Source organism: Microcoleus sp. Pol8_D6, from assembly GCF_036700965.1.
Classification (GTDB): domain Bacteria; phylum Cyanobacteriota; class Cyanobacteriia; order Cyanobacteriales; family Microcoleaceae; genus Microcoleus.
Genome location: NZ_JAUBPW010000003.1, coordinates 49579 through 75488, shown reverse-complemented (window position 1 = coordinate 75488; position 25910 = coordinate 49579). Strand labels below are relative to the sequence as shown.

19 protein-coding genes are annotated in these 25910 nt (G+C 45.1%); 9 read left to right on the top strand and 10 right to left on the bottom strand.

The features are described 5' to 3' along the window. Positions 1-495: 495 nt before the first annotated feature. The 4 genes from QUA10_RS02145 (at position 496) to QUA10_RS02130 (ending at position 4778) form a co-directional block, all read left to right on the top strand. Complete coding sequence (locus QUA10_RS02145; RefSeq protein ID WP_333080861.1) at positions 496-1185, top strand: polysaccharide deacetylase family protein; 690 nt, start codon at positions 496-498, stop codon at positions 1183-1185. Positions 1186-1189: 4 nt separating this feature from the next. Further along, positions 1190-2176: a DUF6263 family protein gene (locus QUA10_RS02140; RefSeq protein ID WP_333080863.1), complete on the top strand. Its 987-nt coding sequence runs from the start codon at positions 1190-1192 to the stop codon at positions 2174-2176. 166 nt (positions 2177-2342) lie between these two features. Continuing rightward, positions 2343-3824, top strand: a complete 1482-nt coding sequence (locus tag QUA10_RS02135; RefSeq protein ID WP_333080864.1) for an S-layer homology domain-containing protein — start codon at positions 2343-2345, stop codon at positions 3822-3824. 279 nt (positions 3825-4103) lie between these two features. Further along, positions 4104-4778, top strand: coding sequence for an acetoacetate decarboxylase family protein (locus QUA10_RS02130; RefSeq protein WP_333080865.1), 675 nt, complete (start codon positions 4104-4106; stop codon positions 4776-4778). Between the two features lie 225 nt (positions 4779-5003). Here the strand turns inward: QUA10_RS02130 and QUA10_RS02125 are convergent, their stop codons facing one another. Next, the gene (locus QUA10_RS02125; protein ID WP_333080866.1) at positions 5004-5480 is read right to left on the bottom strand and encodes an orange carotenoid protein N-terminal domain-containing protein; all 477 of its coding nucleotides are present in this window, start codon (positions 5478-5480) and stop codon (positions 5004-5006) included. Between the two features lie 288 nt (positions 5481-5768). Between QUA10_RS02125 and QUA10_RS02120 the strand changes: the two genes are divergently transcribed. After that, entirely contained in the window at positions 5769-6356 is a 588-nt protein-coding gene (locus QUA10_RS02120) for a Uma2 family endonuclease (protein ID WP_333080867.1), read from the top strand. Positions 6357-6634: 278 nt separating this feature from the next. On the opposite strand, the gene QUA10_RS02115 is transcribed toward QUA10_RS02120, so the two are convergent. The 4 genes from QUA10_RS02115 to QUA10_RS02100 form a co-directional block, all read right to left on the bottom strand. After that, positions 6635-9787, bottom strand: coding sequence for an MFS transporter (locus tag QUA10_RS02115; RefSeq protein ID WP_333080868.1), 3153 nt, complete (start codon positions 9785-9787; stop codon positions 6635-6637). Between the two features lie 368 nt (positions 9788-10155). Continuing rightward, positions 10156-10449, bottom strand: coding sequence for a hypothetical protein (locus QUA10_RS02110; protein WP_333080869.1), 294 nt, complete (start codon positions 10447-10449; stop codon positions 10156-10158). Positions 10450-10533: 84 nt separating this feature from the next. Then, positions 10534-11466: a hypothetical protein gene (locus QUA10_RS02105; protein WP_333080870.1), complete on the bottom strand. Its 933-nt coding sequence runs from the start codon at positions 11464-11466 to the stop codon at positions 10534-10536. 152 nt (positions 11467-11618) lie between these two features. After that, entirely contained in the window at positions 11619-12011 is a 393-nt protein-coding gene (locus QUA10_RS02100; RefSeq protein ID WP_333080871.1) for a hypothetical protein, read from the bottom strand. Between QUA10_RS02100 and proS the strand changes: the two genes are divergently transcribed. The 3 genes from proS to QUA10_RS02085 all read left to right on the top strand — a co-directional run bounded on the left by proS (position 12010) and on the right by QUA10_RS02085 (position 19308). Beyond that, positions 12010-13815: a proline--tRNA ligase gene (gene proS / locus QUA10_RS02095; protein ID WP_333080872.1), complete on the top strand. Its 1806-nt coding sequence runs from the start codon at positions 12010-12012 to the stop codon at positions 13813-13815. The two genes, QUA10_RS02100 and proS, sit on opposite strands and share 2 nt — an antisense overlap. A gap of 346 nt (positions 13816-14161) precedes the next feature. Then, positions 14162-17134 carry an adenylate/guanylate cyclase domain-containing protein gene (locus QUA10_RS02090; protein ID WP_333080873.1) on the top strand — a complete coding sequence of 991 codons (2973 nt, stop codon included), beginning with the start codon at positions 14162-14164 and terminating at the stop codon, positions 17132-17134. Between the two features lie 113 nt (positions 17135-17247). Further along, positions 17248-19308, top strand: a complete 2061-nt coding sequence (locus QUA10_RS02085) for an adenylate/guanylate cyclase domain-containing protein (RefSeq protein WP_333080874.1) — start codon at positions 17248-17250, stop codon at positions 19306-19308. A gap of 84 nt (positions 19309-19392) precedes the next feature. On the opposite strand, the gene rpmB is transcribed toward QUA10_RS02085, so the two are convergent. The 5 genes from rpmB to rppA form a co-directional block, all read right to left on the bottom strand. Continuing rightward, the gene (rpmB, locus tag QUA10_RS02080) at positions 19393-19629 is read right to left on the bottom strand and encodes a 50S ribosomal protein L28 (protein ID WP_006634309.1); all 237 of its coding nucleotides are present in this window, start codon (positions 19627-19629) and stop codon (positions 19393-19395) included. A 156-nt stretch (positions 19630-19785) separates the two neighbouring features. Further along, the gene (gene htpG / locus QUA10_RS02075; RefSeq protein ID WP_333080875.1) at positions 19786-21774 is read right to left on the bottom strand and encodes a molecular chaperone HtpG; all 1989 of its coding nucleotides are present in this window, start codon (positions 21772-21774) and stop codon (positions 19786-19788) included. Positions 21775-22027: 253 nt separating this feature from the next. Beyond that, complete coding sequence (gene rppB, locus QUA10_RS02070) at positions 22028-23359, bottom strand: two-component system sensor histidine kinase RppB (RefSeq protein ID WP_333080876.1); 1332 nt, start codon at positions 23357-23359, stop codon at positions 22028-22030. A 201-nt stretch (positions 23360-23560) separates the two neighbouring features. Beyond that, positions 23561-23791 carry a hypothetical protein gene (locus tag QUA10_RS02065; RefSeq protein WP_333080877.1) on the bottom strand — a complete coding sequence of 77 codons (231 nt, stop codon included), beginning with the start codon at positions 23789-23791 and terminating at the stop codon, positions 23561-23563. A gap of 77 nt (positions 23792-23868) precedes the next feature. Continuing rightward, positions 23869-24558 (bottom strand): two-component system response regulator RppA, encoded by a 690-nt coding sequence (rppA, locus tag QUA10_RS02060; RefSeq protein WP_333080878.1) that lies wholly within the window; start codon positions 24556-24558, stop codon positions 23869-23871. 301 nt (positions 24559-24859) lie between these two features. On the opposite strand from rppA, the gene QUA10_RS02055 reads away from it, so the two are divergent. After that, entirely contained in the window at positions 24860-25864 is a 1005-nt protein-coding gene (locus QUA10_RS02055) for a multicopper oxidase domain-containing protein (protein ID WP_333080880.1), read from the top strand. Positions 25865-25910: the final 46 nt, after the last annotated feature.

The following is a 25910-nucleotide window of genomic DNA, read 5'->3' as shown; positions in this document are numbered from 1 at the left end:
TCGGATATAGTTTGAGGCTCTATCAAAAGAGTTAAACTTTTTTTTAAGTGCGATTGCTCATCTATTATTCGAGATAGTTATTCAGATAATATAATTTTTTAATATTGCTATTTTATTCTATCTTAAAGGCTTAAATTTTATCGTAACTTCCGATAGCAAGCGCTTTCCATCAGCTTTTTTGGCTGCTAGATTTGCTTCAATTGTGTCTGGTTTCGCCTACTATTAGGCTAGTAGACCATAAATTTGCGAGCGAGTCAAATGCGGTTTTTAATTAATGATTTTTTCTGGAGTCAGCCCAGCATTAAAATCTATAGCAATATTTTTTACGGTAATTCGGGTTGTGGCAATGGGGGGCGGCAGTCGCAAGTTCCCGGCGTGCGGACAATTAGCGTTCCAATATCAACGGCAGTTGTCATATTTACCTCGATTGAGTTAACTTTATTCTATTGTAACGCAGCTTCATTTCTACCCGATCGCATTTATCAAGGTTAATCAATGCCATTAGCACCCCTGTTTCCTGTCGTTCATCCCATCCTCAAATCTGCTTTTCCCAGATGTCTGTGGACTGGAGATATCAACAGCCGAGAGATCGCCCTCACATTTGACGACGGGCCGCACCGTCAGCACACACCTGAACTGTTAAAAATTTTAGATAAATACGACATCAAAGCTAGTTTTTTCTGGCTAGGTTTTTGCGTGGACAGGCATCCAGAAACGGCTAAAGAAGTGTACGATCGCGGACACTGGATCGGTCTCCACGGCTATCAGCATATATCGTTTCCCAAACTCAAAACCCACGAACTTAAACAAAGTTTAGAAGACACGCAGAAAGCAATTGCCAAAGCTTGTGATTTAGACCCAAAATTAATCCTGGACGTGCGGCCACCCAACGGCATTTTTACGCCGCGAACATTAGAGTTATTGCAACAGTGGGAATATCGCCCTGTAATGTGGAGTGTCGTCCCAGAAGATTGGGTGCGACCGGGGGTGAGGAAAGTTATTAGTCGCATTGTGCAGCAAACTGAAAACGGATCAATTATTGTACTGCACGACGGCTATTGTGGCGGTGAAGATGTTGCAGCTTCGGCGGATAAAATAATTCCATTGCTTTTGTATAAAGGTTACAAATTCGTGACAGTCGATCGGCTGTGGGAACAGACCAACATTCAAATAACAGGAAATTAAATCCATGAAAAAAACACTATTTCTAGCATCTCTTTGTTTGGCGAGTGCCGGATGGGCGATCGAGCTTTCTCCTGCTTCCCTAAGTGCTGAAACTCCACTTCTAGTGCAGCAGCCAGCCCCTGGCGTATCCGCGCCTGCCCCCAACTCCAAAACCCCACAAGTGGAACTGCTAAATCCGGGAGTGGAACCACGACAGGAACTGCGTTTAAAACCAGCTATTGATGTCAAAGAAACAACTGTGATGACCGTAAAAATGGATATGGAAATATCGGCATCCGGTCGGTCTTCGCCTGGGGCTAAAATTCCAGTATCGGTGATGACTTTCGAGACAAAAGTCACTAAAATTGATCCCAACGGCGATATTCACTACGAGTTTGCTTATACTAACTCAGATATCGCCGACGATACTGGAAATATGCCGCCAGCCGTCCGAGATGCCATGCGTTCCGCACTCAAAAGCATGGTGGGAGTGAAAGGCTCTTTCATCATGGACAATCGCGGTTTTCATAAAGGAGGCGACATTATTTTGCCCGAAGGAGCTGACAACAACCTCAAACAAATGGTTCGACAAATGTCTAAATCTCTAGAACAACTAGCCTCGCCGCTGCCTGCCGAAGCAGTCGGAAAAGGAGCCAAATGGCGCGTTTCTTCTTCCTCTGATTTCAGTGGCATGAATGTGAATGAAATTGCTACCTATGAATTGGATAGCTGGCAAGATGGGGTTGTGTCTCTGAATGTAAGTATAGAGCAGCAAGCCAACCCCCAAAATCTTACCTCTCCCCAACTGCCTGCTGGAACTACCCTAACCCTAAAATCTTTTAGTTCTCAGGGTCGGGGAGCAGCCACAATGCGCTTGGATAGATTAAATCCTTTTCGCTCTACTGTGTCTATTAGTTCAAATAGCGAAATGAGTGGTAAAAATGCTGGCAGTTCTGAAGAATTAACAATCAGAACAAAAATGGCGATGGAGATGACTTTAGAGTCGAAGTAAGCTTTATTATAGGAACTCGAAAAATTAGGGACACGGCACTGCCGTGTCCTTGGTCGTCGGTAAATTTTTAATAAATGGTATTAAATCTGGTTAACATAGCTGATATTATATAAACAAAGTTTCCCAAAGTTTGGAACGACAATTTGTAAGTAGAGGAGTCTGTTCTATGATTCGATCGCACAGACGGCAAGCTATTATCGGTTTAGTGGTAGCCCTAGTGATAATCATCGGGAATTTAATGTTTCCGGGTCTGAATGTAGCGCCGGCATTTGCTCAAGCCAAATTTAAGGATGTTAACAACCATTGGGCGCAAGCTTGTATTGAGGAGTTAGCAGATAAAAAAATTATCAGTGGCTACTACGAAGACGGCAGTTTTCGCCCGAATCGCCCCGTCAGCCGCGCTGAGTTTGCGGCGATGGTTCGCATGGCTTTTCCCGATGCCAAAACCGTCCGAGCTCCGATCGACTTTGCAGATATTCCTACAAATTACTGGGGTTTTAAAGCAATTCGAGAAGCTTATCAGACGGGTTTTATGTCTGGATACAGTGGCAGTATCTTTAACCCCACTTTGAATATTACCCGCTGGCAGGCTTTGGTAGCTTTAACCAGCGGCTTGAAATATACACCTACGGGGTCGGGGGCTGAGATTTTGGATGCGACTTTTGAAGATGCGCGGGACATTCCCGAACTAGCCAGAAGTGCGATCGCCGCCGCCACAGAAAAACAACTTGTGGTCAATTATCCGGCTGTAAAACAGCTAGAACCTACTCGGAATGCTACTCGCGCCGAAGTCGCAACTTTTTTCTGTCAGGCGATCGCCAAACCCGGCCAAACTGCCTTAGTTCCTGCCCAATATATTGCCCAAGTTCCCCCGAATATCGGCCCGCCTAGAACAACAGAAACCTCGGAAGCGGGGAAAGTTCGGGCGGAAGTTTCTTTCGTAAAAGAAGCAGAAAATGCTAAAAATCTCCGCATCAGAATTATCCGCGACGGTAAAAGTTTATTGGAAGAACCAGTGCTGATTCCGACTCGCTCTCTAGTAGATAACCCCGACCAAAGAGCCAGCGAAGAAATATCAGAAGGACGTTTTTTATCGCTACGAATCCGTGATTTAGACGGCGACAAGGAACCGGAAGTGCTGGCAGATTTAGTTTCAACCAAAAGCGGCGTCCGCTGCTGCAACTATTCGTTTATTTACCGCTACGACTCGGCAGCTAACAAATACACTCATATCAAGCATTTCTGGGGCAATGTGAGTTACGAAATAGTCGATTTGGGCAAAAATGATATCCCAGAGTTTAAGAGTCAGGACGGCAGATTTTCCGAGGCTTTTACAAATTACGCTGATTCTCGCTTTCCGCTGCAAATTTGGCAGTACCGCCAAGGTAAAATGCAAGATGTTAGCAAACAGTATCCGGTGGAAGTATACACAAATTCTGCTGAGCTTTGGCTGGAATCTAACAAGCGTCTGAGTGAAAATGGGGAGGTGAAAGGGGTTTTGGCGGCCTTCATGGCGAACAAGTATGTCATGGGCCAGGAGGCGGAAGGTTGGCAGTTGTTGGAGAGGGTTTATCAAGGGCGCGATCGCACTCAATTCTTTGGAAAGTTGCGGGAGTTTTTGGTGAGCACTGGTTATTCTAGTAAGTAGATTAGGAGGTTTTTAACCGCCGATGAACGCGGATAAACGCTGATAATATCTGTAGGGGCGGGTTTTACGAATAATATCTAATTCCTACTAATAATATTACTAAACCCGCCCCCATACAACAGATAACCCACGTCAACTATTCATCAAATTAATCGTCACATATTAATTTGTTTAAATAAAGTAAATCACTAACAACTTGTGAAGAAATACCAAAAATAGTTGCTTTTTGAAGCGCCAAGCTAAAATAAATATAAAATCTCATAAATTTAATCACTGAAAATGGTATATCCATCTGCACCTTGGAATCTGCAAGGTTATGCTGTTGAGACTTTACAATTGGTAGATGTGGCACGAGTGCGCCCCTTGGTTCCCTCTGAGTTAGAAATTGTCTCTTTATTCCCAGGAAAAACCCTAGGTGGCATTTATATATCCTCCTACGGGTTGGGTTCGGTGATGGAGTACAATGAGTTAATTGTAGTTAGCGCGATCGCCAATTATACAGGAAAATGGGGTGCTTGGATTTCCCATATTTATGTAGACAATCCTAACTCGGTAGCCGCCGGGCGCGAAATTTGGGGACTTCCTAAAGAATTAGCTCAATTTACCTGGGAAGGCAGCGAGTCGGTAAAGGCAGCACCGCTAGGCTACCGAGTCACAGTTAGCCAAGAAAACCGTCAACTGTGCAGCCTCAATTACAGCAAGCAAACTTTAGCCTTACCGCTGCCTTTTAGCGGAAATGTTTTCAGCGCTGACCGCAGAAACTTGCTGTTGTTTAAAGGAGGATTAGAGTCTGGCATCGGTTTGATAAAAGGCGAATTAGAAGTGGCAGAAGAAAGTCCTTTTGCCAGTTTAAACTTAGGCCAGCCCTTGCTAACTTTTGGCTCCGAAGATATGCGTTTAACAGTCGCTGCGCCGGAAGTTGTGGGGAACAAATCCCTTGAATTCAATTATTAGCTGTAAAGTGCGGGTATTCGCCGTAAACCTAAAAAAACCGAACAGCCAGAAACCCGGTTTCTTGAAGAAGCCGGGTTTCTGGCGCGGGGTATTAGTTTGATCTACTTACTAATCTTTTTGAGGACTTACGCATCAAAAGGCTAAAAACCGGGTTTCTTCTTAGATGCCTCGTTGCGGCACCCCATATTCCCCTACAAACCGGGTTTTTTTTCGTAAGCCCTATTTTTAAATGCCAGCCCCCGGAGCCGCTTCAGCACCCATGTCTAAAATTGTACCGCGAAGGAAATCAATTTGCTGCTGGAAATCCATGCCCTCAATCTTTCCTAATAAAGCTTTTCCTGCGTCGGGAAGTTGATAGTCTGGAGGCACAGGAATAATAGTTCCTTCGTCCATTCCTACCGCGAGGAAATACCAAAAAGCCAGCTTGGTTTCAGGACTCATTGAGCCGTACATCCGGCTAATTTCGGTATTGGCTTTTGAGGCAATGTCCCGCATTACTTGTAGTTGTTCTTGGTGGGGCAGAGGCTTGACTTGCTCGAACAAACCCTGAGCGATTTCGGAACCGGAAGCACCGGGAGCCGCTGGCGTTATTGACTTGCCCATTTCGGTGTAAACAAACCACAGCAAACCTAATTGGTCGTCTACACTCAACTGCTTAATATCTGCTTTTCCTTGGTCGTAAGCACTGGTAGTAAAGGTCATTCAAGCCTCCAAAATAATATGTATTGCTCAGTTTTCTTATTTGTGAGAAAACTTTTGTTTGCTACTTAAGTTAAAGTACCTAATAAATAGTGATGCTAGAATCTTGCTTAAGACAGAGATGATCCCGGACATAAGTTCGTGGAGTAAATTCACCCAATTTGGGAAAATTTGCAACCAAAGGATGAGGCAAATTTGACAAGATTGTTGTTAGCGGAGCTCATGATTAGCATTGTTTAGCCGATCGACGATCGCCTATAATCGCAACAGACCTCTATTTAGGTGGCTGTTATGTCCGCAACTGCTAAACGCTTCACCACAGCGGAATATCACCGCTTGACAGAACTGGGATTTTTTACTGAGGACGATCGAGTTGAGTTAATCAAGGGAGAACTTGTGAAAATGGCAGCTAAAGGTACCGCTCACTCGGTTTGCGAGACACGCTTGGAACGCGAGTTATTTAAGCTGCTGGGAGAAAGGGCGACACTGCGGGGACAACAACCGATTATTCTGCCTGATGACAGCGAACCAGAACCCGATCGTGCGATCGTGCAAAATCGCCCTGATGACTATCTATCCTCTCACCCCACAACAGCGGATATATTGTTACTGATTGAGATTGCGGATTCTTCTTTGAATTACGACAAACAAGTCAAGTTGCCCCTTTATGCGGAAGCGGGTATTTCTGATTATTGGATATTTAACTTATTAGAGACTTGTTTGGAATGTTACAGCGAACCTTATCAGAATTCCCAAGGCAAATTTGGTTATCGCCTCAAGAGAATTTTTCTGCCGAACGAGACAGTTGCCATCCCTAATTTTGGGGATTTGTCCCTCGACTTATCTAAAGTATTTCCTCCTAATTTTATCGGGGAATAGAATGCGCTACATAAACAAAATCCGCCGCAGTTGACGTGGCAGGACGTGGGTCGGGCGGACTAAAAAAACGGCGTTGCACAATTGGAGGATAATTATTGTGGGATGTCCCGCCTGCTTTGACAATACACCGGACGGGCGGGACGCCCATCCCACAAAACAATTAAAATTATTCTGCAATTATTATGCAACACCAAACAAATGGGTGTTAGTCAAAGAAAATAGGCTGGCAAACAGCCAGCCTAGAATCAGGAGAACTTTATTTCAAACTCGTTGAAAATCTAGCTAAACAAACCCGAAATACCACCGACTGCTATTGCTCCAGCCAAAGCCGAAACAACTACAGAAGTTAGAGCCGTACCGAACAGCCACCAAGCAGCAGTTGCTGCGGCTTCGCGCGCATCTTCTGCTTGCTGCTTGGCCTTGTTCTTGAGCTGTTTGATCCGTTTTTTGGCTTCAGATTGCAGGCGTTCCGAGCGCAATAAAACGCTGTCTCGGGCTCCTTCCATTTGGTCAACAATTCGGTGAGCATCAGCCTCGGAAATATCGGAACGAGAACTCAGCAGAGCAACTAAAGTACCGCGATCGAACTCACCTAAACGCTCTTTAATCGCGTCAAATCCAGCCTGCGGGTCGTCAAACACTTTGCGTAAGTCCCGCTTGATGCCTTCGTAGTTGAGTTCGGGTCGCTCCAGCGAATTGAGGTAATCCCGGATTTTTCCGAAAATACCGTCCATTGCCGACTGAAACTTGTCCTGAACCATTTGAACTTGTTCGACAATTTGGTTGCGGACAGATTCAATTTGGTCGGCAATTCTGTTAGCTTCCTCGGACGAGATGTCTTCCCGCTGCGACAGCAATGCTACCAGAGTCGATCGATCGAAGTGCTTCAGGCGATCGCCCAAACTTTGCATCCCCATTCCCGGCTCACTAAACAGCAACTGCAAATCGCGTTTGATGCTTTCAGGATTGAGTTCTTCCTTGTCCGTATTCCGCAAGTAATTTTCCAAACTGCCTTGGAAATCCCGGACTGTTTTTTGAGCGCGAGATGCCAAGCGGCGGGGCGATTTCACGATGCTGCGAATCGAATCTTGCACGCGATCGATCGTCCGATTGATCTGTTCTTCGCTCAAATCTTCCCGCTGCGACAGCAACTTGACCAAAGTTTCGCGATCGACCTGAGAAAGTCTGTCCCGAAGTGCCAAAGCACCCTCTTTCGGATTTTCAAACAATTTAGTCAAATCCCGATTGATGCCTTCTGGATCGAGTTCTTCCAGGTTTGTATTCCGCAGGTATTCGCCAATTTTTGCAGTAACTTCCTCGTACTGCTGCTTAGCTCTATCTGCTACTATTTGCGGGGCGTGGATAATGTTGTCGCGCACAGATTCGATCCGGTCGATCGCCTGATTGATCTGTTCTTCGCTGAGGTCTTGGCGCTGTGACAGCAACTGCACCAGCGTATCGCGGTCGAATTGAGACAAGCGTTCTCTCAGCGCTTTAAATCCGGCTTCCGGGTCGCTTAACAGCGTTTGAAACTCGCGCTCGATCGCTTCAGGATTGAGTTCTTCCTTATTAGTATTGCGGAGATAGTCTTCTACCTTGTGCCGCAATTCTTGGGCTTTCGATTGCGCTTGCTCTTGCAATTCTTGAGCTCTAGAAATAACGCGATCACGCGAACTTTCGAGCCGCCCGATTAACTGATCGGCTTCCTCTGGACTGAAATCTTCCCGCTGACCCAGCAACTGCACCAAAGTATCGCGGTTAAACTGCGAAAGGCGATCGCGCAAAGCCTCAAAACCAGCATCCCGGTCTTCCAAAAGCGCTTGGAAATCCCGTTCAATACCTTCCGGATTCAGCTCATCTTTGCCAGTCGATCGCAAATAATTTTCAATCCGGCTGCGTAAATCTTGAGACTGTTCTTCACCAGCAGCATCTCGCACGATTTCCAACACTTCTTGGCGGACACCTTCAAGCTGTTCGGCAATTTCCGTCACCTGTTCAGGAGCAAACCCCTCGCGGCGGCTTAGAATCCCTACAAAATAATCGGGATTAAACTGCTCTAACTGGCGCAAAACGGCTCCCGGCGAAGCTTCCGGGTCGTAAATCACATCCCTAAATTCCTGCTTGATTGTCTCCCGGTTGAGATGCCAAGGTTGGGTATTCAGCAAGTAGTTTTCCACATCAGCCTTACCTGTATTGAAAGGCAGCGCAGGCACTTTGTCGCCCACCTTAGAAGCCAAAGATTTAGCTTGTTCCGTCCCTTTGGCTGTCAGTTGCTGCAACTGACCAGAGATTTTTTCAACATCCAAATCAGACAAATCCGTCCGCGACAAAACAGTGCCCACAAGAGCTTCCACACCCAACTGCATCGCTCGCTTCATGCCGCTGCTGGATTCCGATTTGTTTTCCCGACTTTCCAGAATTTGAGACAGCTTGGCGTTGAGTTCGTCAGACTTCAGCAAATCGGGAGCCGCAAACTTGAGAAAATCAACTAACTCTAAATTCGGGTCTTTCTGCTCTTGCTGCTTGCCAAAAGTTTGCTTCCAAACGCCTTCTAGTTGGTCAGCAACTTGAGTTATTTCCTCTTGAGAAAAGTCTGTGCGACTCTTAACTAAATCCACAAAAGTCTGGCGGTTAACATTCTTCAGAACGTCGCTTCCCGCAAGAGATTTGATATCTGCATCGCCCAGCAACTTTTCAAATTGACCGCGAATTTCCTTAACATCTAGTTTCGGTAACTGCAAAGAACCCACATAATCTTGCAGTGTTTCGCGAATGCTATCCGGGTCTACCGCCGAACTCAATTCACGGCGGACAGCAGCCACAGAGGCCTCTACAGTGTTGACCATTTGGTCGCTAGCCATCTTGCTGCCGATCGCAGCACCAGCAGTACCCATGACGCCTTGAACCCCTGAAAAAGCAGTTTTTATCAAGGAACCGATCATGGAACCGACGGCGCTAGAACCGAGCCACACCAGCGTTAAAAAGTACGCCGACCAAATGACTATACCAATAATTGCCGCTCCGTCTACCGAGGCAATTGAAGTTAGTTTGACGGCCAGAAAACAAGCCAAAAATAAAGCCAGGTTAACTGTGACTAAAATCCAACCCCCGACTAGACCTTCAGTCTTACGAACTTTTGTTCCCAAACTTTCAGATTCATCATCGTCATCGTCGGGTAAAGCCTCGTCCCAATTTGAGATTTTGGCGGCGATCGAGAAATTTGTTAACAAAAACTGAAAGCCAAAAGCCATGATGACTCCGGCGATTAATGCCACGAAAAACTGCGGGCTTAAAAACATCAGGCCTCCGAGATCGGGGTGGTCAAATGGCACATCCATTTCTACTGGCATTTGTACTGGCATTTCTACTGGCATTTGGCCCCTATTGACTTGGGGAGTGTACAGCGACATTAATAACTCGCTTTGAAACATAATTTACCTCCTAAGTTTTTATGCCTAACTCGGCATAGCGAAAAGAGTCCCCAACTTTTTTATAGGGGATTTTGTAATCTTTAGATGATGGTTTGTTTTGGTTCGGCTTTATCTTACGGAAAGCCTTATTAGTGAAATTGAGATGAGTAGTAAATCAGTTCTCTAGTTATCTCATCCTTACTGCTTATTATGGCTGTGGAAGCTAAAAAATAAATCCGTCTAAAGTCAGAAATCAGTCTTTCTGGGACTAATAGCAGCAGAGTTCGCATAAAAGTGGCAAGTTTGAGGCGGGGGCGATCGCCACCAGTTCTAAATAGTAGTAAAGTGCGATGTGGTGTACTCTACATATCGTAGAGTGCGCTAGCAAGTTAGGATTCCGTTTGATTTTCTGGCTCAAAACCAGCGAGTAATTGCGATCGATCGAGCTGCATACTCAGTCGCGCGATCTCGATGGGTTCTAGTTGAATCAAAGGCTCAATTATTTGGGCTAACTTTTTATCAATTTCGCCAAATCTTACTTGTAAGATACTCTCAAGAAACTGGCGTTTACTTTGCTGAATACCTTGCTCGATACCTTGCTGAATACTTTGCTCGATACCTTGCTGAATACCTAGCTGAGTTGCTTCTTCAAGCCGTTGTAAATAGAGTGGTGACAGTTCCATTATTAACTCCCGATTTTCTCGATATATAATAAATAGTAAAGTGATATTTAGCGCCCCCTACATATCGTAGAGCGCGCTGCAGAGTTAGGATTCCGGTTGGTTTTTCGAGGCATCGAAACGAGCTAGTAATTCAGAGCGATCGAGCTGCATAATCAGTCGCGTGCGATCGAGGGATTCTAGCTGAATCAAGGGTTCGATTATTTGGGCTAATTCTTCATCAATCTCGCCAAATTTTACTTGTAGCAGATTCTCTACTATCAGGCGTTGAGCGCGCTGAATACCTTGCTGAATACCTTGCTGAATACCGCGCTGAGTAGCATCTTCCAACCGTTGCAAGTAGAGGGGTGACAGTTCCATAATTAACTCCCGATCTTCTCGATCTATGTCTTGGCGGACTTCTAAAATAGTTCGCAAGTTGTACAACAATTCTAACGCATTCAACCGAAAGACATTATCTGAGGGTAACTCTCTCAATTCGGCAATAGCTTGCTTCTGCACGTTTCCCTTCCCCAAAACTCTCAGCCACAGCGTTTCTGGAGTGCGGGGGAGTTGGTGAATGGCAATAATCGCTGCTTTCAGAGACGCACCCAGAAAATAAACTCCACTTACCCAATTTTCCGGTTCGGGAATCGCTCGAAATCCAGCTAGCATCGTATCGGAAACAGTCGGCGACAGTATCCAGAGTTGGGGCAAGTCTGCCTCTGCAATCCGGGTATTTTCTCTAGCTGCAGCGCGTTCAAATTCGCCGTGGATATCGAAGAGTTTGCCCAGACAACTGCGAATTTCTCCGATTTGGACGGGGCTGCGGAAGGGTTCAAATACAGCGGGTTTTGCTGCGATTTGACCCAGAATGCCGAGGGCTGTTGCTTCTACTTCCGGTTCTGCTTTCGGGGAAAATAAAACGTCAACCTGCCTTACTTCTCCAGCGACATCCCGGCTGGTTTCTACATTACCGAGAGGGGTTAATAGTTCTTTCAAATACTGTTTAGCAAATTGGTCGTGGATGAATCTAGTCATGATAATTTTATATTTTAGATTTTAGATTTGGCATTAGTTACTGGATATGGGTTTGGCGCTTACCTAAAGTTGCAGGGTTTTTTTAATCAGGTCATTAGAATGTAACTGCGGCTCATTCAACAAACATGATATCAGGTGCGCCGTAGCGTACCTTACAAATTTTTGCCACAGCATTTACCCTCACAGTTGCGAATGCTGCGAATACAGCCGTACTCCTCGAAACGTTGACTGTGTTTGCGAACAGTAGGATATGCAAGCAAATGTAAAGGAATTCCGATTATTTTGTAAAGCAATCGACCAGCAGCATGAACAATATCCCAAATTTCGCTTAAATTAGGTTCTCGAACAAATTCTCCTATTTCATCTTTTAAGGCAAGCCACTGAGATTGCACAGTAGGAGAGTGACAATTATCAAATACTGCCATACCTTTTTCGTAGTTTTGCCAAATTTTATTCATATATTTAATCAAATCCGCCTCACGTCTGATAATATCAGAAGTTAATCTGAGATTACAATCATCCGGTATTTTAAGGAAATCAGCCATGCGACTCTCTCAAATGCTTTTTGTCACCCTGCGCGAAGACCCGGCAGAAGCAGAAATTCCCAGTCACAAATTATTACTCCGTGCCGGATACATCCGGCGCATCGGTAGCGGAATTTACGCTTATCTACCTTTAATGTGGCGAGTTCTCAAAAAAGTATCTCAAATTGTGCGCGAAGAAATGGACGCTACCGGCGCTCAAGAATGCCTCCTTCCGCAATTGCAACCGGCCGATTTGTGGCGGGAATCCGGTCGCTGGGACACCTACACTCAAGCTGAAGGTATTATGTTTGCTATGACAGATAGGCAGCAGCGAGAATTGGGACTGGGCCCAACTCACGAAGAAGTAATTACTACAATTGCTAAAGATATGATTCGTTCCTATCGGCAATTGCCCGTACATTTGTATCAAATTCAAACTAAATTTCGCGATGAAATTCGCCCGCGTTTTGGCTTGATGCGCGGTCGCGAATTCATTATGAAAGATGGCTATTCTTTCCACACTAACGAAGAAAGCCTGAAAAAAACTTATCAGGATATGGCTCAAGCTTACAGCAATATGCTGCGCCGATCGGGCTTGCAATTCCGAGCAGTAGATGCTGATTCGGGAGCAATTGGCGGTTCTGGTTCTCAAGAGTTTATGGTGCTGGCTGAAGCGGGAGAAGATGAAGTTCTCTATACTGAAGACGGTCAGTATGCCGCGAATGTGGAAAAGGCTGTCTCGATGCCTGCTGATGCCGAACCGTCGCCCTTTGCAACTTTTGAGAAGCGGGAAACGCCGGGAACTGAAACAATTGATAAACTATGCAAGTTTTTGAAATGTTCTCCGACGCAAGTTGTCAAAAATGTGCTTTACCAAGCTGTTTACGACAATGGTATCACAGTCTTGGTATTGGTAAGCATTCGCGGCGACCAAGATGTGAATCAGGTAAAGTTGCTAAATGAATTGACGAAGTTAGCGGGCAATTATCAAGCTAAAACAGTTTTATTTTTGACTGTTCCCGATGCGGAAGCTCAGCGGAAATGGGCGGCTAAATCTTTACCTCTCGGTTATATGGCTCCCGATGTTGCTGATGATTATATCGCTGGAAGCAAGCAGGTAAACTCTAAGTTTTTGCGTTTAGTCGATCGCACTGCAGTTGACCTGACAAACTTTGTCACCGGTTCAAACGAATCAGGATACCACGTTGTCGGTGCTAATTGGAACAAAGAATTTCCGCTACTAGCAACGGTTGTAAGTGTCAGAACAGCCAAAAAGGGCGATCGGGCAGTACACAACCCCGAACAAACCTTGCAAAGCGCCAGAGGCATCGAAGTCGGCCACATCTTCCAATTAGGAACCAAATACTCCCAAGCAATGGGCGCTACCTACACCAGCGAACAAGGCGAAGAAATGCCCTTTGTGATGGGCTGCTACGGCGTCGGCGTGTCGCGGCTAGCTCAATCGGCTGTAGAACAATCCTACGACAAAGACGGGATAATTTGGCCAGTGGCGATCGCCCCGTATCACGCCATCATTAGCATCCCAAATATTTCCGATGCCCAACAAGTAGAAGTCGCCGAAAAACTCTATGCAGAACTCAACAAATCTGGCATTGAAACCCTACTAGATGACCGCGATGAACGAGCCGGAGTTAAATTCAAAGATGCTGATTTAATCGGCATTCCCTATCGCATTGTTCCGGGCCGTTCGCTGAAAGCAGGCAAAGTTGAAGTTGTGGAAAGAGCAACTCACAAATCCCAGGAAATTCTTGTTGATGAAGTCAATTCTACTTTAAAACAGTGGATTGAAGCCGCCATCAGCTAAGACTTTTTAACCAGTAAGGTGCGCGGTGTACACCCTACATTTAGGCTCGCAATGTGCGCGGTGTACACCCTACATTAGTTCCCCTTTTGGGAGCATTTCAATGAAAGCACTCCAGCTAGAAATTGGAGTTTGGAGGCAGGAGACAGGAGGCAGGAGGCAGAATGCAGGAGGAAAGAGGAAGAAAGAAGAAGCCAGAAGAAGTGTTTTTACAAATATGAGATGCTCCCCCCTCTTCCTTCTTCCGACGGACATCGGACTGACATCCGTTACATCCGTTACATCCGTCGAGCGAATCCGTTGCCGAACTTCCTTGAGATGTGAAATTATCTAAAACTTAAAACTCGGTATGAATCTGAACCTCCATCAGTTTCTTCGATTCCCTCAATCCCGAATTGGGCGGTACTTAGTTCAAGTAACTGTCGTTGCTGTCGCTTACGCCGTGGGGGCGAGGCTAGCAATTTCAATTCAAGGTGTCAATCCTTTTGCTGCCTCGGTGTGGCCACCCGCAGGAATTGCCCAAGCCGGACTTTTATTGTTTGGGAGTAAAGTCTGGCCGGCCATAGTTTTGGGCACATTTTTGCTCAATTTCGTTAACCCAAGTGAACAGATATTTGCACTTTGGCTGGGAGGAAACGCCGGGGCAATTCTGCAAGCGGTTTTTGCAGTAACCGCCCTGAGCTGGTTCCGGTTTCGTCCCTCTATCGAGCGATTGAAAGATGTAATTAATTTAATTTTGTTTGGCGGTCTAATTGCTACTCAAATCAGTTGCACTATTGGCGCGTTTTCTCTATATTTAGCTGGCAAAATAGAGTGGAGTGAATATTGGTCTGCTCGGTGGAATTGGTGGTTGGGAGACACCATGGGAGTTTTAATTATAACTCCATTAATTTTAATATTTATTCGTCCTCAAGTAACCGCAAATCGTTTAAAAATACAAACAGAAACCAAGAAAAGTTATTTAATTGAGCGAGGAGTATGGTTAATATTATTGATCGGGGTGAGCTGGCTGGTCTTTGAGTCGAAACAAGAAGCTTCTATTTCTCGTTATCCCCTAGAATATTTGCCGTTTCCTTTGATAATGTGGGCTGCGCTTCAATTCGGTCAGCGAGCCGCTATCCTAGCATCGTTTATTGTCTCAATCATCGCAATTTTTGGCAGTTCTCATGGAGGGGGGCCCTTCACAGCCAAAGCAGAAAATATTAATCAGGCTATCTTATTTTTGCAAGCTTTTATGGGTGTAATTACGATTACCTCGCTGTTATTGGCAGCGACAGTAGCTGAACGCACATCTGCAGAGTATTCTCTGCGGGAGAGCGAAATTAAATATCGAGAATTGGTGGAAAATGCTAACAGTATTATTCTGAAACTGGACGCTGACGGCAATATTACTTTTTTTAACGAATTTGCCGAAAAATTCTTTGGTTACAAGGAGGAAGAAATTCTGGGAAAAAATGCCTTGGGAACCATTATTCCACAGACGGACATGGAAGGGAATAACTTAGAGTTGGTTTATAGTCAACTTTTACAAAATCCCGATCGCTTTACCAGCTATGAAAATGAAAATATCCGGCGCAGTGGCGAGCGCGTTTGGGTATCTTGGGCAAATAAACCGCTGGTTGATTCAGTGGGCAAACTTTTGGGCATCCTCTGCATCGGGACAGATATCACCGATCGCCGAAAAGCTGAAATAGCGTTGCAAAAGCTGAATGAAAAGCTGGAAATCCGAGTTGAAGAGCGGACAAATGCCCTGAAACAAAGCGAACTTCAGCTACAGAAACAGAAATCGGCATTAATTGATTTAGCCAAAAATAAAGCGCTGAATCAAGGCGACTTAACCAAAGCGCTTCAAGAAATAACTGAAACTGCTAGCCGTACTCTGGAAGTTGCCCGATCGAGCGTCTGGCTGTACGATCGCACTAAATCCAAGATGGAGTGCCTGGATTTGTTTGATCGCACTCTCAACCACCACTCACACGGTTTGAAATTAGCAGCAGCAGACTATCCTGTCTATTTTCAAACACTGCGAGAAGAACGCGCAATTGCTGCATTTGACGCGCAAAACGATTTTAGAACTAAAGAATTTGCGGAATCTTACCTAATTCCCTTGGGCATCACTTCTATGCTAGATACGCCGATTCAAATAGGCGGAGAAACAGCAGGAGTTCTCTGTTTAGAACACGTAGGAATGCCCCGCTTTTGGACGATTGAAGAACAAAGTTTCGCTGTTTCTCTAGCAGACTCTGTAACTTTCGCAATGGAAGCGCGAGAACGGCAGCGGGCTGAAGAAGCGCTGCGGCAAGCTGAAGAAAAATACCGCAGCATTTTTGAAAATGCGATCGTCGGCATTTTTCAAACTACTCCAGATGGGCAATATCTCAGCGCCAATCCTGCTTTGCTTCGCATTTACGGTTACGGTTCACGCGAGGAATTGGTCGGCACATTAACTGATATTAGCCAACAGCTTTATGTTGACTCCGAACGCCGGGCAGAAATTGTCCGCTTAATAGAAGAACAAGGCAAAGTATCGGATTTTGAATCTCAAGTTTACCGCCGAGATGGCAGCATAATTTGGATTTCGGAAAATACTTATACAGTGCGCGATTCCTACGGAAATTTGCTTTATTACGAAGGTACTGTTCAAGATATCACAACTCGCAAACAAGCTGAAGCAGCTTTGCGCTTAGAACAAGAAAAATCCGATCGTCTGCTGTTAAACGTTTTACCACAACCCATTGCCGACAGATTAAAACAAGACCAAAGCATCATCGCCGATACTTTTGCCGAAGTAACAGTATTATTTGCAGATATAGTCGGTTTTACCCAAATTAGTTCCCAAATTTCTCCGCCAGAATTAGTTTCCTTGCTTAACGACATTTTTTCCACATTCGATCTCCTAGCAGAAAAGCACGGATTGGAAAAAATTAAGACGATTGGTGACGCTTACATGGTAGTTGGAGGGCTGCCGATGCCCCGCAGCGATCATGCAGAGGCGATCGCCCAAATGGCGATCGATATGCAGCAGGCAATTACTAACTTCAGTAATATCCACAATCAAGATTTCAACATCAGAATTGGCATTAACACCGGTCCAGTTGTCGCTGGAGTAATCGGTATTAAAAAATTTATTTACGATTTGTGGGGAGACACAGTTAACACCGCTTCTCGCATGGAATCCCACGGCTTGCCGGGGTGTATTCAAGTCACCTCTGCAATTTATGATATATTGCAGGACAAGTATGTATTTGAAAGTCGCGGCGCGATCGAAGTTAAAGGAAAAGGCGAGATGAACACTTACTTTCTTACAGGCATCAAGTTATAGCATCAAAAAAAATGAAGAAGGAAGAAGCAATATAAGAAGTCATGTTTCAAAATTAAGAATTCCCTAATCTTCGGGCGCAGTTGCTATAGTTAGTTAAAAATCTAACCATCAGTATGATTCCCCAAAAAAATCAGTTTCTGCGATTTCCTAAATCTAGAAATTGGCAATACTTAGCACGAGTATCTGCCATTGCTTTTGCTTACGCTGTGGGAGCAAAAATAGCTGTTTCAATCCCAGGCGTAAATACATTAGGTACGTGCGTCTGGCCACCCGCAGGAATTGCACAAGCTGCACTTTTATTGTTCGGGCGGCAGGTGTGGCCGGGAATAGCTTTAGGGGTTTTCTTTTTCGATACTATTAACCAAAAAGTATCCTTAATAAGTGGATTAGTATCTGCCTTAAGTGCTTGTCTGCAAGCTTTTATCGCATTTAGTTTGTTGCAGAAACTAAAGTTTCGCCCGTCACTAGAGCGGCTCATAGATGTAGTCAATTTAATTTTCTGCGGGGCTGTAGTTGCCACTCAAATTAACTGCACTCTCGGCACGCTTCGCCTCTGTGTAACTGGTTTAGTTGAGTGGAGCGAATATTGGCACATTCGATGGAATTGGTATCTCGGAGATACATTAGGAGTTTTAATTTTCACTCCCCTGCTGTTGATTATATACAGCCCAAAACCAGCACCAACTCCTTCACAAAATACAGGTTCTCAAATAATTGTAAATCGAATCAGTGCCGCAATATGCCTGGTGTTATTAGTAACAGTCAGTTGGCTAGTATACAACTCAAAAAGTGAAAGTAATCTGTCCGGTTATCCCCTCGAATACTTGCCATTTCCCTTGGTAATTTGGGCAACCATTCAATTCGGTCAGGTAGGGGCGGTTTTAGCATCTTTCATTGTATCCAGTATCGCCATTTGGGGCGGTTCTCAGGGAGGGGGCCCCTTTATTGCCAAAGCGGAAAATATCAATCAGGCAATCTTATTTTTGCAGGCTTTTATGAGCGTAATTGTAGTTACATCGCTGCTGTTGGCGGCGACAGTAGCCGAACGCGCCTCAGCCGAAAATTCGCTGCGCCAAAGCGAAATTAAGTATCGGGAATTAGTAGAAAATGCTAACAGCATTATTTTAAAAATAGATAGGGCAGGAAATATTACTTTTTTTAACGAATTTGCACAGAATTTTTTTGGTTACGATGAAAAAGAGATAATTGGCAAAAACGCCGTGGGAACAATCATTCCCCAGAGAGATACAAGAGGAAATGACTTGGCAGCCAAGTTGAGAGATATTTTGGAAAACCCAGAACAATATACGCGCAATGAAAATGAGAGTATCCGGCGCAGCGGCGAGCGGGTTTGGGTATCGTGGGCAAATAAACCGCTGTTTGACGCGGCAGGAAAGTTCGCGGGAATGCTGGCAATCGGTACGGATATCACAGACCGCAGGCGGGCTGAAATGCAGCTTGTAAAGCTGAATGACGAGTTAGAGTTTAGAGTGAAAGAACGAACTAATGCTCTGAATGAGACTTTAAGTGCACTGCGAGTTCAACAGGAACAATCAGAACGCTTGCTGTTAAATATTTTGCCTGAAGAAATAGCAAATCGGTTGAAGCGGGGAGACAGTACGATCGCAGACACTTTTGCTGATGTTACTGTCTTATTTGCGGACATAGTAGGCTTTACTCAACTTAGTTCGCGAGTTTCTCCAACGCAATTAGTTGCCTTGCTGAATGACATCTTTTCGACATTTGACAACCTAGCAGAAAAGCACGGATTGGAAAAAATTAAGACGATTGGCGACGCTTACATGGTAGTTGGAGGTCTGCCCATTCCTCGCCAGGATCACGCAGAAGCGATCGCCCAAATGGCGATCGATATGCAGGAGGCAATTACTGACTTCAGCAATCTCCACAATCAAGATTTCAGCATCAGAATCGGCATTAACAGTGGCCCGGTTGTTGCCGGAGTTATTGGAATTAAAAAATTTATTTACGATTTATGGGGAGACACCGTTAACACTGCTTCCCGCATGGAATCTCACGGCTTGCCGGGGTGCATTCACGTAACAGAGACAACTTATCAGCAATTGCGAGAAAAGTATTCCTTTGAAAACCGCGGCGTGATCGAAGTTAAAGGCAAAGGTCAGATGACTACTTATTTACTACAATGCCGAAAATAGCTTTAGTAAAGGTTTTTCTCTAAAAATAAGGGCGATCGCACTCTCAAATGTGCGATCGCCCTCATTTTAATTTAGCCAAGTTTTTTAAAGCTTGTACAGGTTAATTCCAGCTTCCTTCGCCATGATTTCCAAACCCTTGTGTTGCAAGGTTTTAATTGCTTTTGTAGAAAGGTGCAATCTTACCCAGCGCTTCTCCTGTGGCCACCAAACCCGCTTCCACTGCAAATTGGCGTCTTGCAATTTGTGAGTGCGGTGGTGCGAGTGAGAAACTGCAAAACCGTTATTCGCCTTCTTTCCCGTTAGCTGACATTTCCGTGACATATTGCCCTCCAGATTACCGTTTTTTTGCGTGCAGCCTTTTATTATACCCGAAGGAAGAAGGAAGAAGGAAGAAGGAAGAAGGCTTGACTTATCCCTTTATCAATACAAATAAACTCTTACTCCCCCCCTTAGCAAGGGGGGGTTGGGGGGGGTTAATTACATTGCACGTTCAGTCAACTTTGTCAAGACTTGATTCGATCGCTCGACAAAATCCTTCATCCCTTCAGCATCGAAACCCTTCTGGGCCATCAAAGCCAAGTCGTAAACGTGGTGACAAATCATACTCGCCAACTGACTTGACGGAGACTCCCCGCCGCCTTGAATAATCGCACCCTGACTCAAACTCGCCAGATTTTGAATCAGCGGGTGAGACGTATTCACCAGCAAAACGTGGTCTTCGGGGAATTCGGCCGCTTGCTGCCGCAAAAGCGCCGTCATGTCCCGCATCCGGCGCACATCTTCCGGCAAAAGTACGATCGCAGGTGGCGTCCCCTCCGCAGAGTCAGACTTCAAAGCTTCTGTGCGAATGTTCACTTTCGGCTTATTGAGAGCTTTTTGGAACATTTCTTTAACTTGTTCGCTGCGAGTTTTATTCGTCGCCGGATCGACAATTTCCGCTTCTTTTTCTTTGTCAATTAGCGTGTCGTCGATGTCGGAATCAACCCGCGAGAATTTGACATCTGAGTGTTCTCGTTCCAAGAAACTGATAAAGTGCGTGTCGATGAAAGAATCCATAAACAGCACTTCTAAACCTTGGCTTTTGTGCATTGCCACGTAAGTTGCTTGAGAGGCAGGATCGGTACAATAAAACACGCGATTTTCGTGGCGTTTTTGATTGCGTTCCAAATACTCTTTCAGCGTCGTGTAAGGTTGCGTCGAAGTAGAAGTTTCCGACTTCGGAGTCACATCCTGCCACAAATCTCCTTCCTCACTTTGCACCTGAACTTCGGGCGTTACAGTGTCTGGCTTCTCGGCTGTTGGTTCGTAGGTGCTGCGGTAGATTAAAATATCTTCGACTTGCTTTTTGAACTTGTCATCGTTGAGAGTTCCGAACTTGACAAAAGTGCCGATATCTTGCCAGCAGCGGATGTATTCGTTACGGTCGTCGCGGTAGACTTCTTTCAGGCGATCGCCCACTTTTTTCGCAATATAATCAGCGATTCTCCGCACAGTGCGATTGCTTTGCAAAGAACTGCGAGAAACGTTCAGTGGAATGTCGGTACTGTCAATAACGCCCCGCAGCGGCATCAAGAATTTCGGGATAATTTCTTCGCAGTGGTCGCTGACAAAAACCTGGTTGCAGAATAGCTTAATATTGCCTTGGGTAACATCGACATCCGGCCGCAGTTTTGGAAAATAAAGAATCCCATTGACAATAAAAGGATAATCTGTATTCAGGTGTACCCACAGCAGCGGCTCGTCTTGGTACGGGTAAAGGTGGCGGTAAAGTTCTAAGTAATCTTCTTTTTGCAAATTACTGGCTGATTCCCGCCAAATTGCTTTGTGCTTATTGAGTTCCTCTCCCTCAAATTTGATGGGAACTGGCATGAAATCGCAGTAAGTTTTGATTAACTGCTTAATGCGACTGGGTTCTAAATATTCTTGTTCTTCGTCTTGGAGGGTAAGAGTAATAGTAGTGCCGCGTTCCGTGCGGGAAGATTCTGATAGTTCAAAAGCGGGAGACCCGTCGCAAGACCAGTGTACTGCTTGGGAGCCTTCTTGGTAAGAAAGAGTATCAATCTCTACTTTCTTCGCCACCATGAAAGAAGAGTAGAAACCTAGACCAAAGTGACCGATGATTGCGTCGTCGCCGTTGCCTTGGTATTTTTGAATAAATTCTTCTGCGCTGGAGAAAGCGACTTGGTTGATGTATTTTTTTACCTCATCGGCGGTCATGCCGATGCCGTTATCGGAAATTGAGAGGGTTTTGTTTTCTTTGTCGATCGCTATGGTGATTTGCGGTTCGCCCATGTCGCCGCCATATTCGCCGGAACGAGAAACCATTTTGAGTTTGGCAATGGCATCCACTCCGTTAGAAATTAGTTCCCGCAAGAAGACTTCGTGGTCAGTATATAGCGACTTCTTGATAATCGGGAAAATATTCTCGGTATGGATGGAGATTGTTCCCTGTTCTAAAACTGTCATAATTTTTCTCTCTGATGACTGCTAATTGCTTAGAAATAGCTATTTAATGATTTTCGGCGATCGTGCTCTCTTCTGCAAAAGGGATTACCACAAAAAGATGATTCGGTTTTCCCCACATCTTGCACAATTCTCAATCAGCCTTTGACGGGCGGGCAGGATGCCCACCCCACAACAAGAATCACTCTTTGTGGAACAGGCCGGAAAGCCTGTTCTTGAGCATGGTGCAAGATGTCAGTTTCCCTCACATAGTAGCTCACAAAGGCAACCGCAGCAGGAAAGTAGCGCCCTGCCTCAATTCGCTGCTGGCGCTGAGGCTGCCACGATGTGCCCGGGCAATGGTTTGGGCAATCGCCAATCCCAGTCCCGAACCGCCGGTATGGCGCGATCGATCGCTGTTGACTCGGTAAAATCGATCAAATATTCGCTCTAGATCTGCCGCCGCGATCCCAATACCGGTATCTTGAACCTGAACGATCGCCTCGATGTGATTGCAATCTAAAATAACTGTTACTTTCCCGCCCGCCGGAGTGTATTGAATGGCATTAACAATTAAATTAGCAACTAAACGATAAAGTTGGTCGGAATTGCCGACAACATTTAATTGCTGCTGTACGCGCATTTCGGATGTTAGGGCTACCTTTGAGGCGATCGCCAAAGCGGCCAATTCCTCTACTAAATCGCTAACAAGGTCATTCAAACAACACAATTGAGGGCGATCGCGTATCACTTGATTATCCATGCGAGCCAGTAGCAGCAAATCAGCCACTAACTGAGTCAGTCGTCGGTTTTGGCGATCGATCGTCCGCAAAATTTCCCGCGCCTCTTTTTCATCTAATTGAGGCGTCAACAGCGCTGATTCTACAGTCGCCTGCGAAGCCGCTAAAGGCGTCCGCAATTCGTGGGCGGCATCGGCTGTAAACTGTTGAATCTGTCGGTAGGAAGAGTAAATCGGTTTCATGGCCAATCCTGCCAACAACCAACTAGCAAACCCTATCAGAATCAATGCTGTAGGCAATCCTAACTTCAAAACCCATTTCACTGTACTGAGATAATCATTGAAGTCTTGCAGGCTCCGACCAACTTGAAAATATCCCCAATCTTGCTGTGTTTGGGTGTGGAGCGCTACAGAAATTTGGTGATAAACATTACCTTTGGTGTCAGTTATTGTTTGCCAATATTGGGAGTTAAATCCTGGTGGTAATTCTTCGGGATAAGCGCCTGCGGTAGCAATTAATTTGCCCGAATCATCAAATAAACGAATATAGTAATAGCCTTGGTTGATAGCGCTTAAAATATGGCGCCTTGGCAACTGTTCTTTAATGCCTTTAACTCCAATGAGGCAGAGGTTGGGCAAAAGTTCGTTTACTATGGGTTCCAAGCGTCCGGGCTGCTGCAATTTGAGTTCTAGGCTGTCGTGTAGCGTCCCCGCTACCGATTCTAATTCCCGGTCTATGGCTACCCAGTGAGCGTGGGCGATCGCCTTGTATACACCAAATCCCAGCAAGCTTAAAATCAAACCCATTACTGCTGCATAGGAAATGGCTAATTGCCAGCGAGTTCGATTAAATAGTTTATTTTGATTCACCTTTCATATCTGGCTAGTAATTGTAATTGGTAATTAGTTGAAGATGATATTTTTTTACCTACCACAGAGGACGCAGAGAAGGAGAAAAGAGAGAATAAGCTCTTAAATAATCAGGTTTATGACACCCGTTTTTAAGTCCCATAAAAATAAACATTTCCAGGTAATAATACATTTTTTATATTTGGCTTTCATGCCACATTATCACTCATGTTTTAGGAGTTCTGCATATTCGCTTATTCCGAGTTCCGCAAGTTGTCGGTCTTCTTCGGCAAATTCGCCGTAGAGTGCAGCTAAGTTAGTTTCATCGATTGCTGGAATAGTAGCTAATAGGGCACGGAATTTTAGGAAGGCAATAAATTCAAATACTTGTTTTAGTTGTTCTAGATCGAGCTTTTCTAACTCTTGTTGGATTAAATCTTTCATAGCAGTCATTTTGACGATAGAATTTTCTATATTATAGCCAGATACTGGAAACGAGATATAATCCGCCCGCTGTTGCCCCTACAGCTTTAATTTCTCATGCGGTATCCGACCCCGTGAACGGTTTCTATTAAATTAGCGTCGCCAACCGACTCAAGTTTGCGCCGCAGCAAGCGCACTTGAGCTGCTACCACATTGCTAAAGCTATCTGCACTCGCCTCCCATAGCTGATTCCGAATTTGGTCAGTGGTGATAATTTGGTTGGGATGTTTCATAAAGTATTCTAGCAGTTGAAATTCTTTGTTTGTCAGCGAAATTATCTGGTTTTTGCCCTGGGGATCGACATGACAAGCAGTGCGATTTCCGCAGTCGAGAACGAGATTCCCTACTTGTAGCTGTTGTGGCTGAATTTGGGGCGATCGCCTTTGCAAAGCCCGCAATCTTGCTAACAGTTCCGCCATCCCGAACGGTTTAACTAAATAATCATCAGCCCCGGCATCTAGTCCCGCAACTTTATCTTCCATTCGGTCTTTTGCTGTTAGCATCAAAACTGGCAGAGCGCTATTTTTAGCACGCAATCTCCGCAGCAGTTCCAATCCTGACAATCCTGGTAGCAACCAGTCAAAAATAGCGAGGGTGTATTGCGTCCACTGGCTGTCTAAATATTCCCAAGCTTCATTGCCATCTAGGGCCCAATCAACTATATATTTTTCCTGCTTTAAGGTTCGCTCGATCGCTTTCCCTAAATCGGGCTCATCTTCAACTAGCAAAACTCTCATAACTATAATTTATAGCGGTAAATTCTTATACATTGTTAGCGATCGGCAGCATCTACCCCAACATCTAACCTCACATACTGAGATGAAATCAGCATGAAATTTTATGACCGAAACTAATTGGATCGCAAGCCCCCGGATTGATTCCAACGCACAGGCTGACTGACGGGAATAAATCTAAAATCTACGATCTAAAATTGATTGACTTCGCAGAAAAAGATCACAGTTGACAATAATTGACAACAAGCTGGAAATGTCTTATACTCAAACGCAATCAAAATTTTGAGAATATTTTTCAATAAGTATGACAGATTTATCCGATCGTCCCGCCATGAAAAAGCCGGGACGCTGGAGTCGCCGCCAACTGCTACAGCTAGGAATAGCTGGGGCTGGGGTAGCGGGCGGCGCGATCGCACTTCAAAACTTGGCTCGCAAACCGACATCAGTCGCGAGAATACCGCCTATGCCCGCAGATGCAATCACCGTCAGCAATATCAACCCGATGCAAATTGCGCGGGATTTTGATTACGGCACGGTGACGCACGAAAACGGGCGCACAGTTCGGGAATTTCGCCTGGAAGCTAATACTTCGATCGTCCAACTTAACAGCGCGGTCACTTTCAACACATGGAACGTCAACAATCGCGTGCCGGGGCCGACATTGAGGGCAACTGAGGGCGATCGTATCCGCGTCATCTTTTCTAACAAAGGTGGACATTCTCACTCGCTGCACTTTCACGGCATTCACCCCACAGAAATGGATGGCGTTAAACCAGTGAGGAACGGTTCGGTATTTATTTATGAATTCGATGCCAATCCTTATGGAGTCCATCTATATCACTGCCATATTGCTCCCGTAACACGCCACATCGGTAAAGGACTATATGGAATGTTCATTATCGATCCGCCAAAACCCCGCCATCCAGCCGATGAAATATTGTTAATCATGGGAGGATATGACGTAAACGAGGATGAAAAAAACGAACTATACGCTTTTAATGGGTTGCCAAATTATTATATGAATAACCCAATACCTATTTACAAAAATCAGTTAATCCGGCTCTATGTTCTCAACCTGATTGAGTACGAAGCAGCAGTAACTTTCCACTTGCACGCCAACTTTTTTGACTTATATCGCACGGGAATGACTTTAACTCCCAGTGAAAGAGCTGATGTCATCACCATGGGAGTAGCTGAAAGACATATATTAGAATTTACCTACGGCTACCCTGGAAAATATATGTTTCATCCCCATCAAGATGCGATCGCCGAAGCTGGCTGCATGGGGGTATTTGAAGTCATCACTTAAACCAAATTCTGCTACCAGAGTGGGGCGATTCAAATAAAGTATGAAA

What these genes read in the sequence shown, in the direction of transcription:
- QUA10_RS02085 (WP_333080874.1), top strand. Translation starts at nt 17,248, where the DNA reads ATGATTCCCCAAAAAAATCAGTTTCTGCGATTTCCTAAATCTAGAAAT.
- QUA10_RS02135 (WP_333080864.1), top strand. Translation starts at nt 2,343, where the DNA reads ATGATTCGATCGCACAGACGGCAAGCTATTATCGGTTTAGTGGTAGCC.
- QUA10_RS02100 (WP_333080871.1), bottom strand. Translation starts at nt 12,011, where the DNA reads ATGGCTGATTTCCTTAAAATACCGGATGATTGTAATCTCAGATTAACT.
- htpG (WP_333080875.1), bottom strand. Translation starts at nt 21,774, where the DNA reads ATGACAGTTTTAGAACAGGGAACAATCTCCATCCATACCGAGAATATT.
- QUA10_RS02140 (WP_333080863.1), top strand. Translation starts at nt 1,190, where the DNA reads ATGAAAAAAACACTATTTCTAGCATCTCTTTGTTTGGCGAGTGCCGGA.
- proS (WP_333080872.1), top strand. Translation starts at nt 12,010, where the DNA reads ATGCGACTCTCTCAAATGCTTTTTGTCACCCTGCGCGAAGACCCGGCA.
- QUA10_RS02115 (WP_333080868.1), bottom strand. Translation starts at nt 9,787, where the DNA reads ATGTTTCAAAGCGAGTTATTAATGTCGCTGTACACTCCCCAAGTCAAT.
- QUA10_RS02055 (WP_333080880.1), top strand. Translation starts at nt 24,860, where the DNA reads ATGACAGATTTATCCGATCGTCCCGCCATGAAAAAGCCGGGACGCTGG.
- QUA10_RS02130 (WP_333080865.1), top strand. Translation starts at nt 4,104, where the DNA reads ATGGTATATCCATCTGCACCTTGGAATCTGCAAGGTTATGCTGTTGAG.
- rppA (WP_333080878.1), bottom strand. Translation starts at nt 24,558, where the DNA reads ATGAGAGTTTTGCTAGTTGAAGATGAGCCCGATTTAGGGAAAGCGATC.
- QUA10_RS02110 (WP_333080869.1), bottom strand. Translation starts at nt 10,449, where the DNA reads ATGGAACTGTCACCACTCTATTTACAACGGCTTGAAGAAGCAACTCAG.
- QUA10_RS02065 (WP_333080877.1), bottom strand. Translation starts at nt 23,791, where the DNA reads ATGACTGCTATGAAAGATTTAATCCAACAAGAGTTAGAAAAGCTCGAT.
- QUA10_RS02090 (WP_333080873.1), top strand. Translation starts at nt 14,162, where the DNA reads ATGAATCTGAACCTCCATCAGTTTCTTCGATTCCCTCAATCCCGAATT.
- QUA10_RS02145 (WP_333080861.1), top strand. Translation starts at nt 496, where the DNA reads ATGCCATTAGCACCCCTGTTTCCTGTCGTTCATCCCATCCTCAAATCT.
- rpmB (WP_006634309.1), bottom strand. Translation starts at nt 19,629, where the DNA reads ATGTCACGGAAATGTCAGCTAACGGGAAAGAAGGCGAATAACGGTTTT.
- QUA10_RS02105 (WP_333080870.1), bottom strand. Translation starts at nt 11,466, where the DNA reads ATGACTAGATTCATCCACGACCAATTTGCTAAACAGTATTTGAAAGAA.
- QUA10_RS02125 (WP_333080866.1), bottom strand. Translation starts at nt 5,480, where the DNA reads ATGACCTTTACTACCAGTGCTTACGACCAAGGAAAAGCAGATATTAAG.
- QUA10_RS02120 (WP_333080867.1), top strand. Translation starts at nt 5,769, where the DNA reads ATGTCCGCAACTGCTAAACGCTTCACCACAGCGGAATATCACCGCTTG.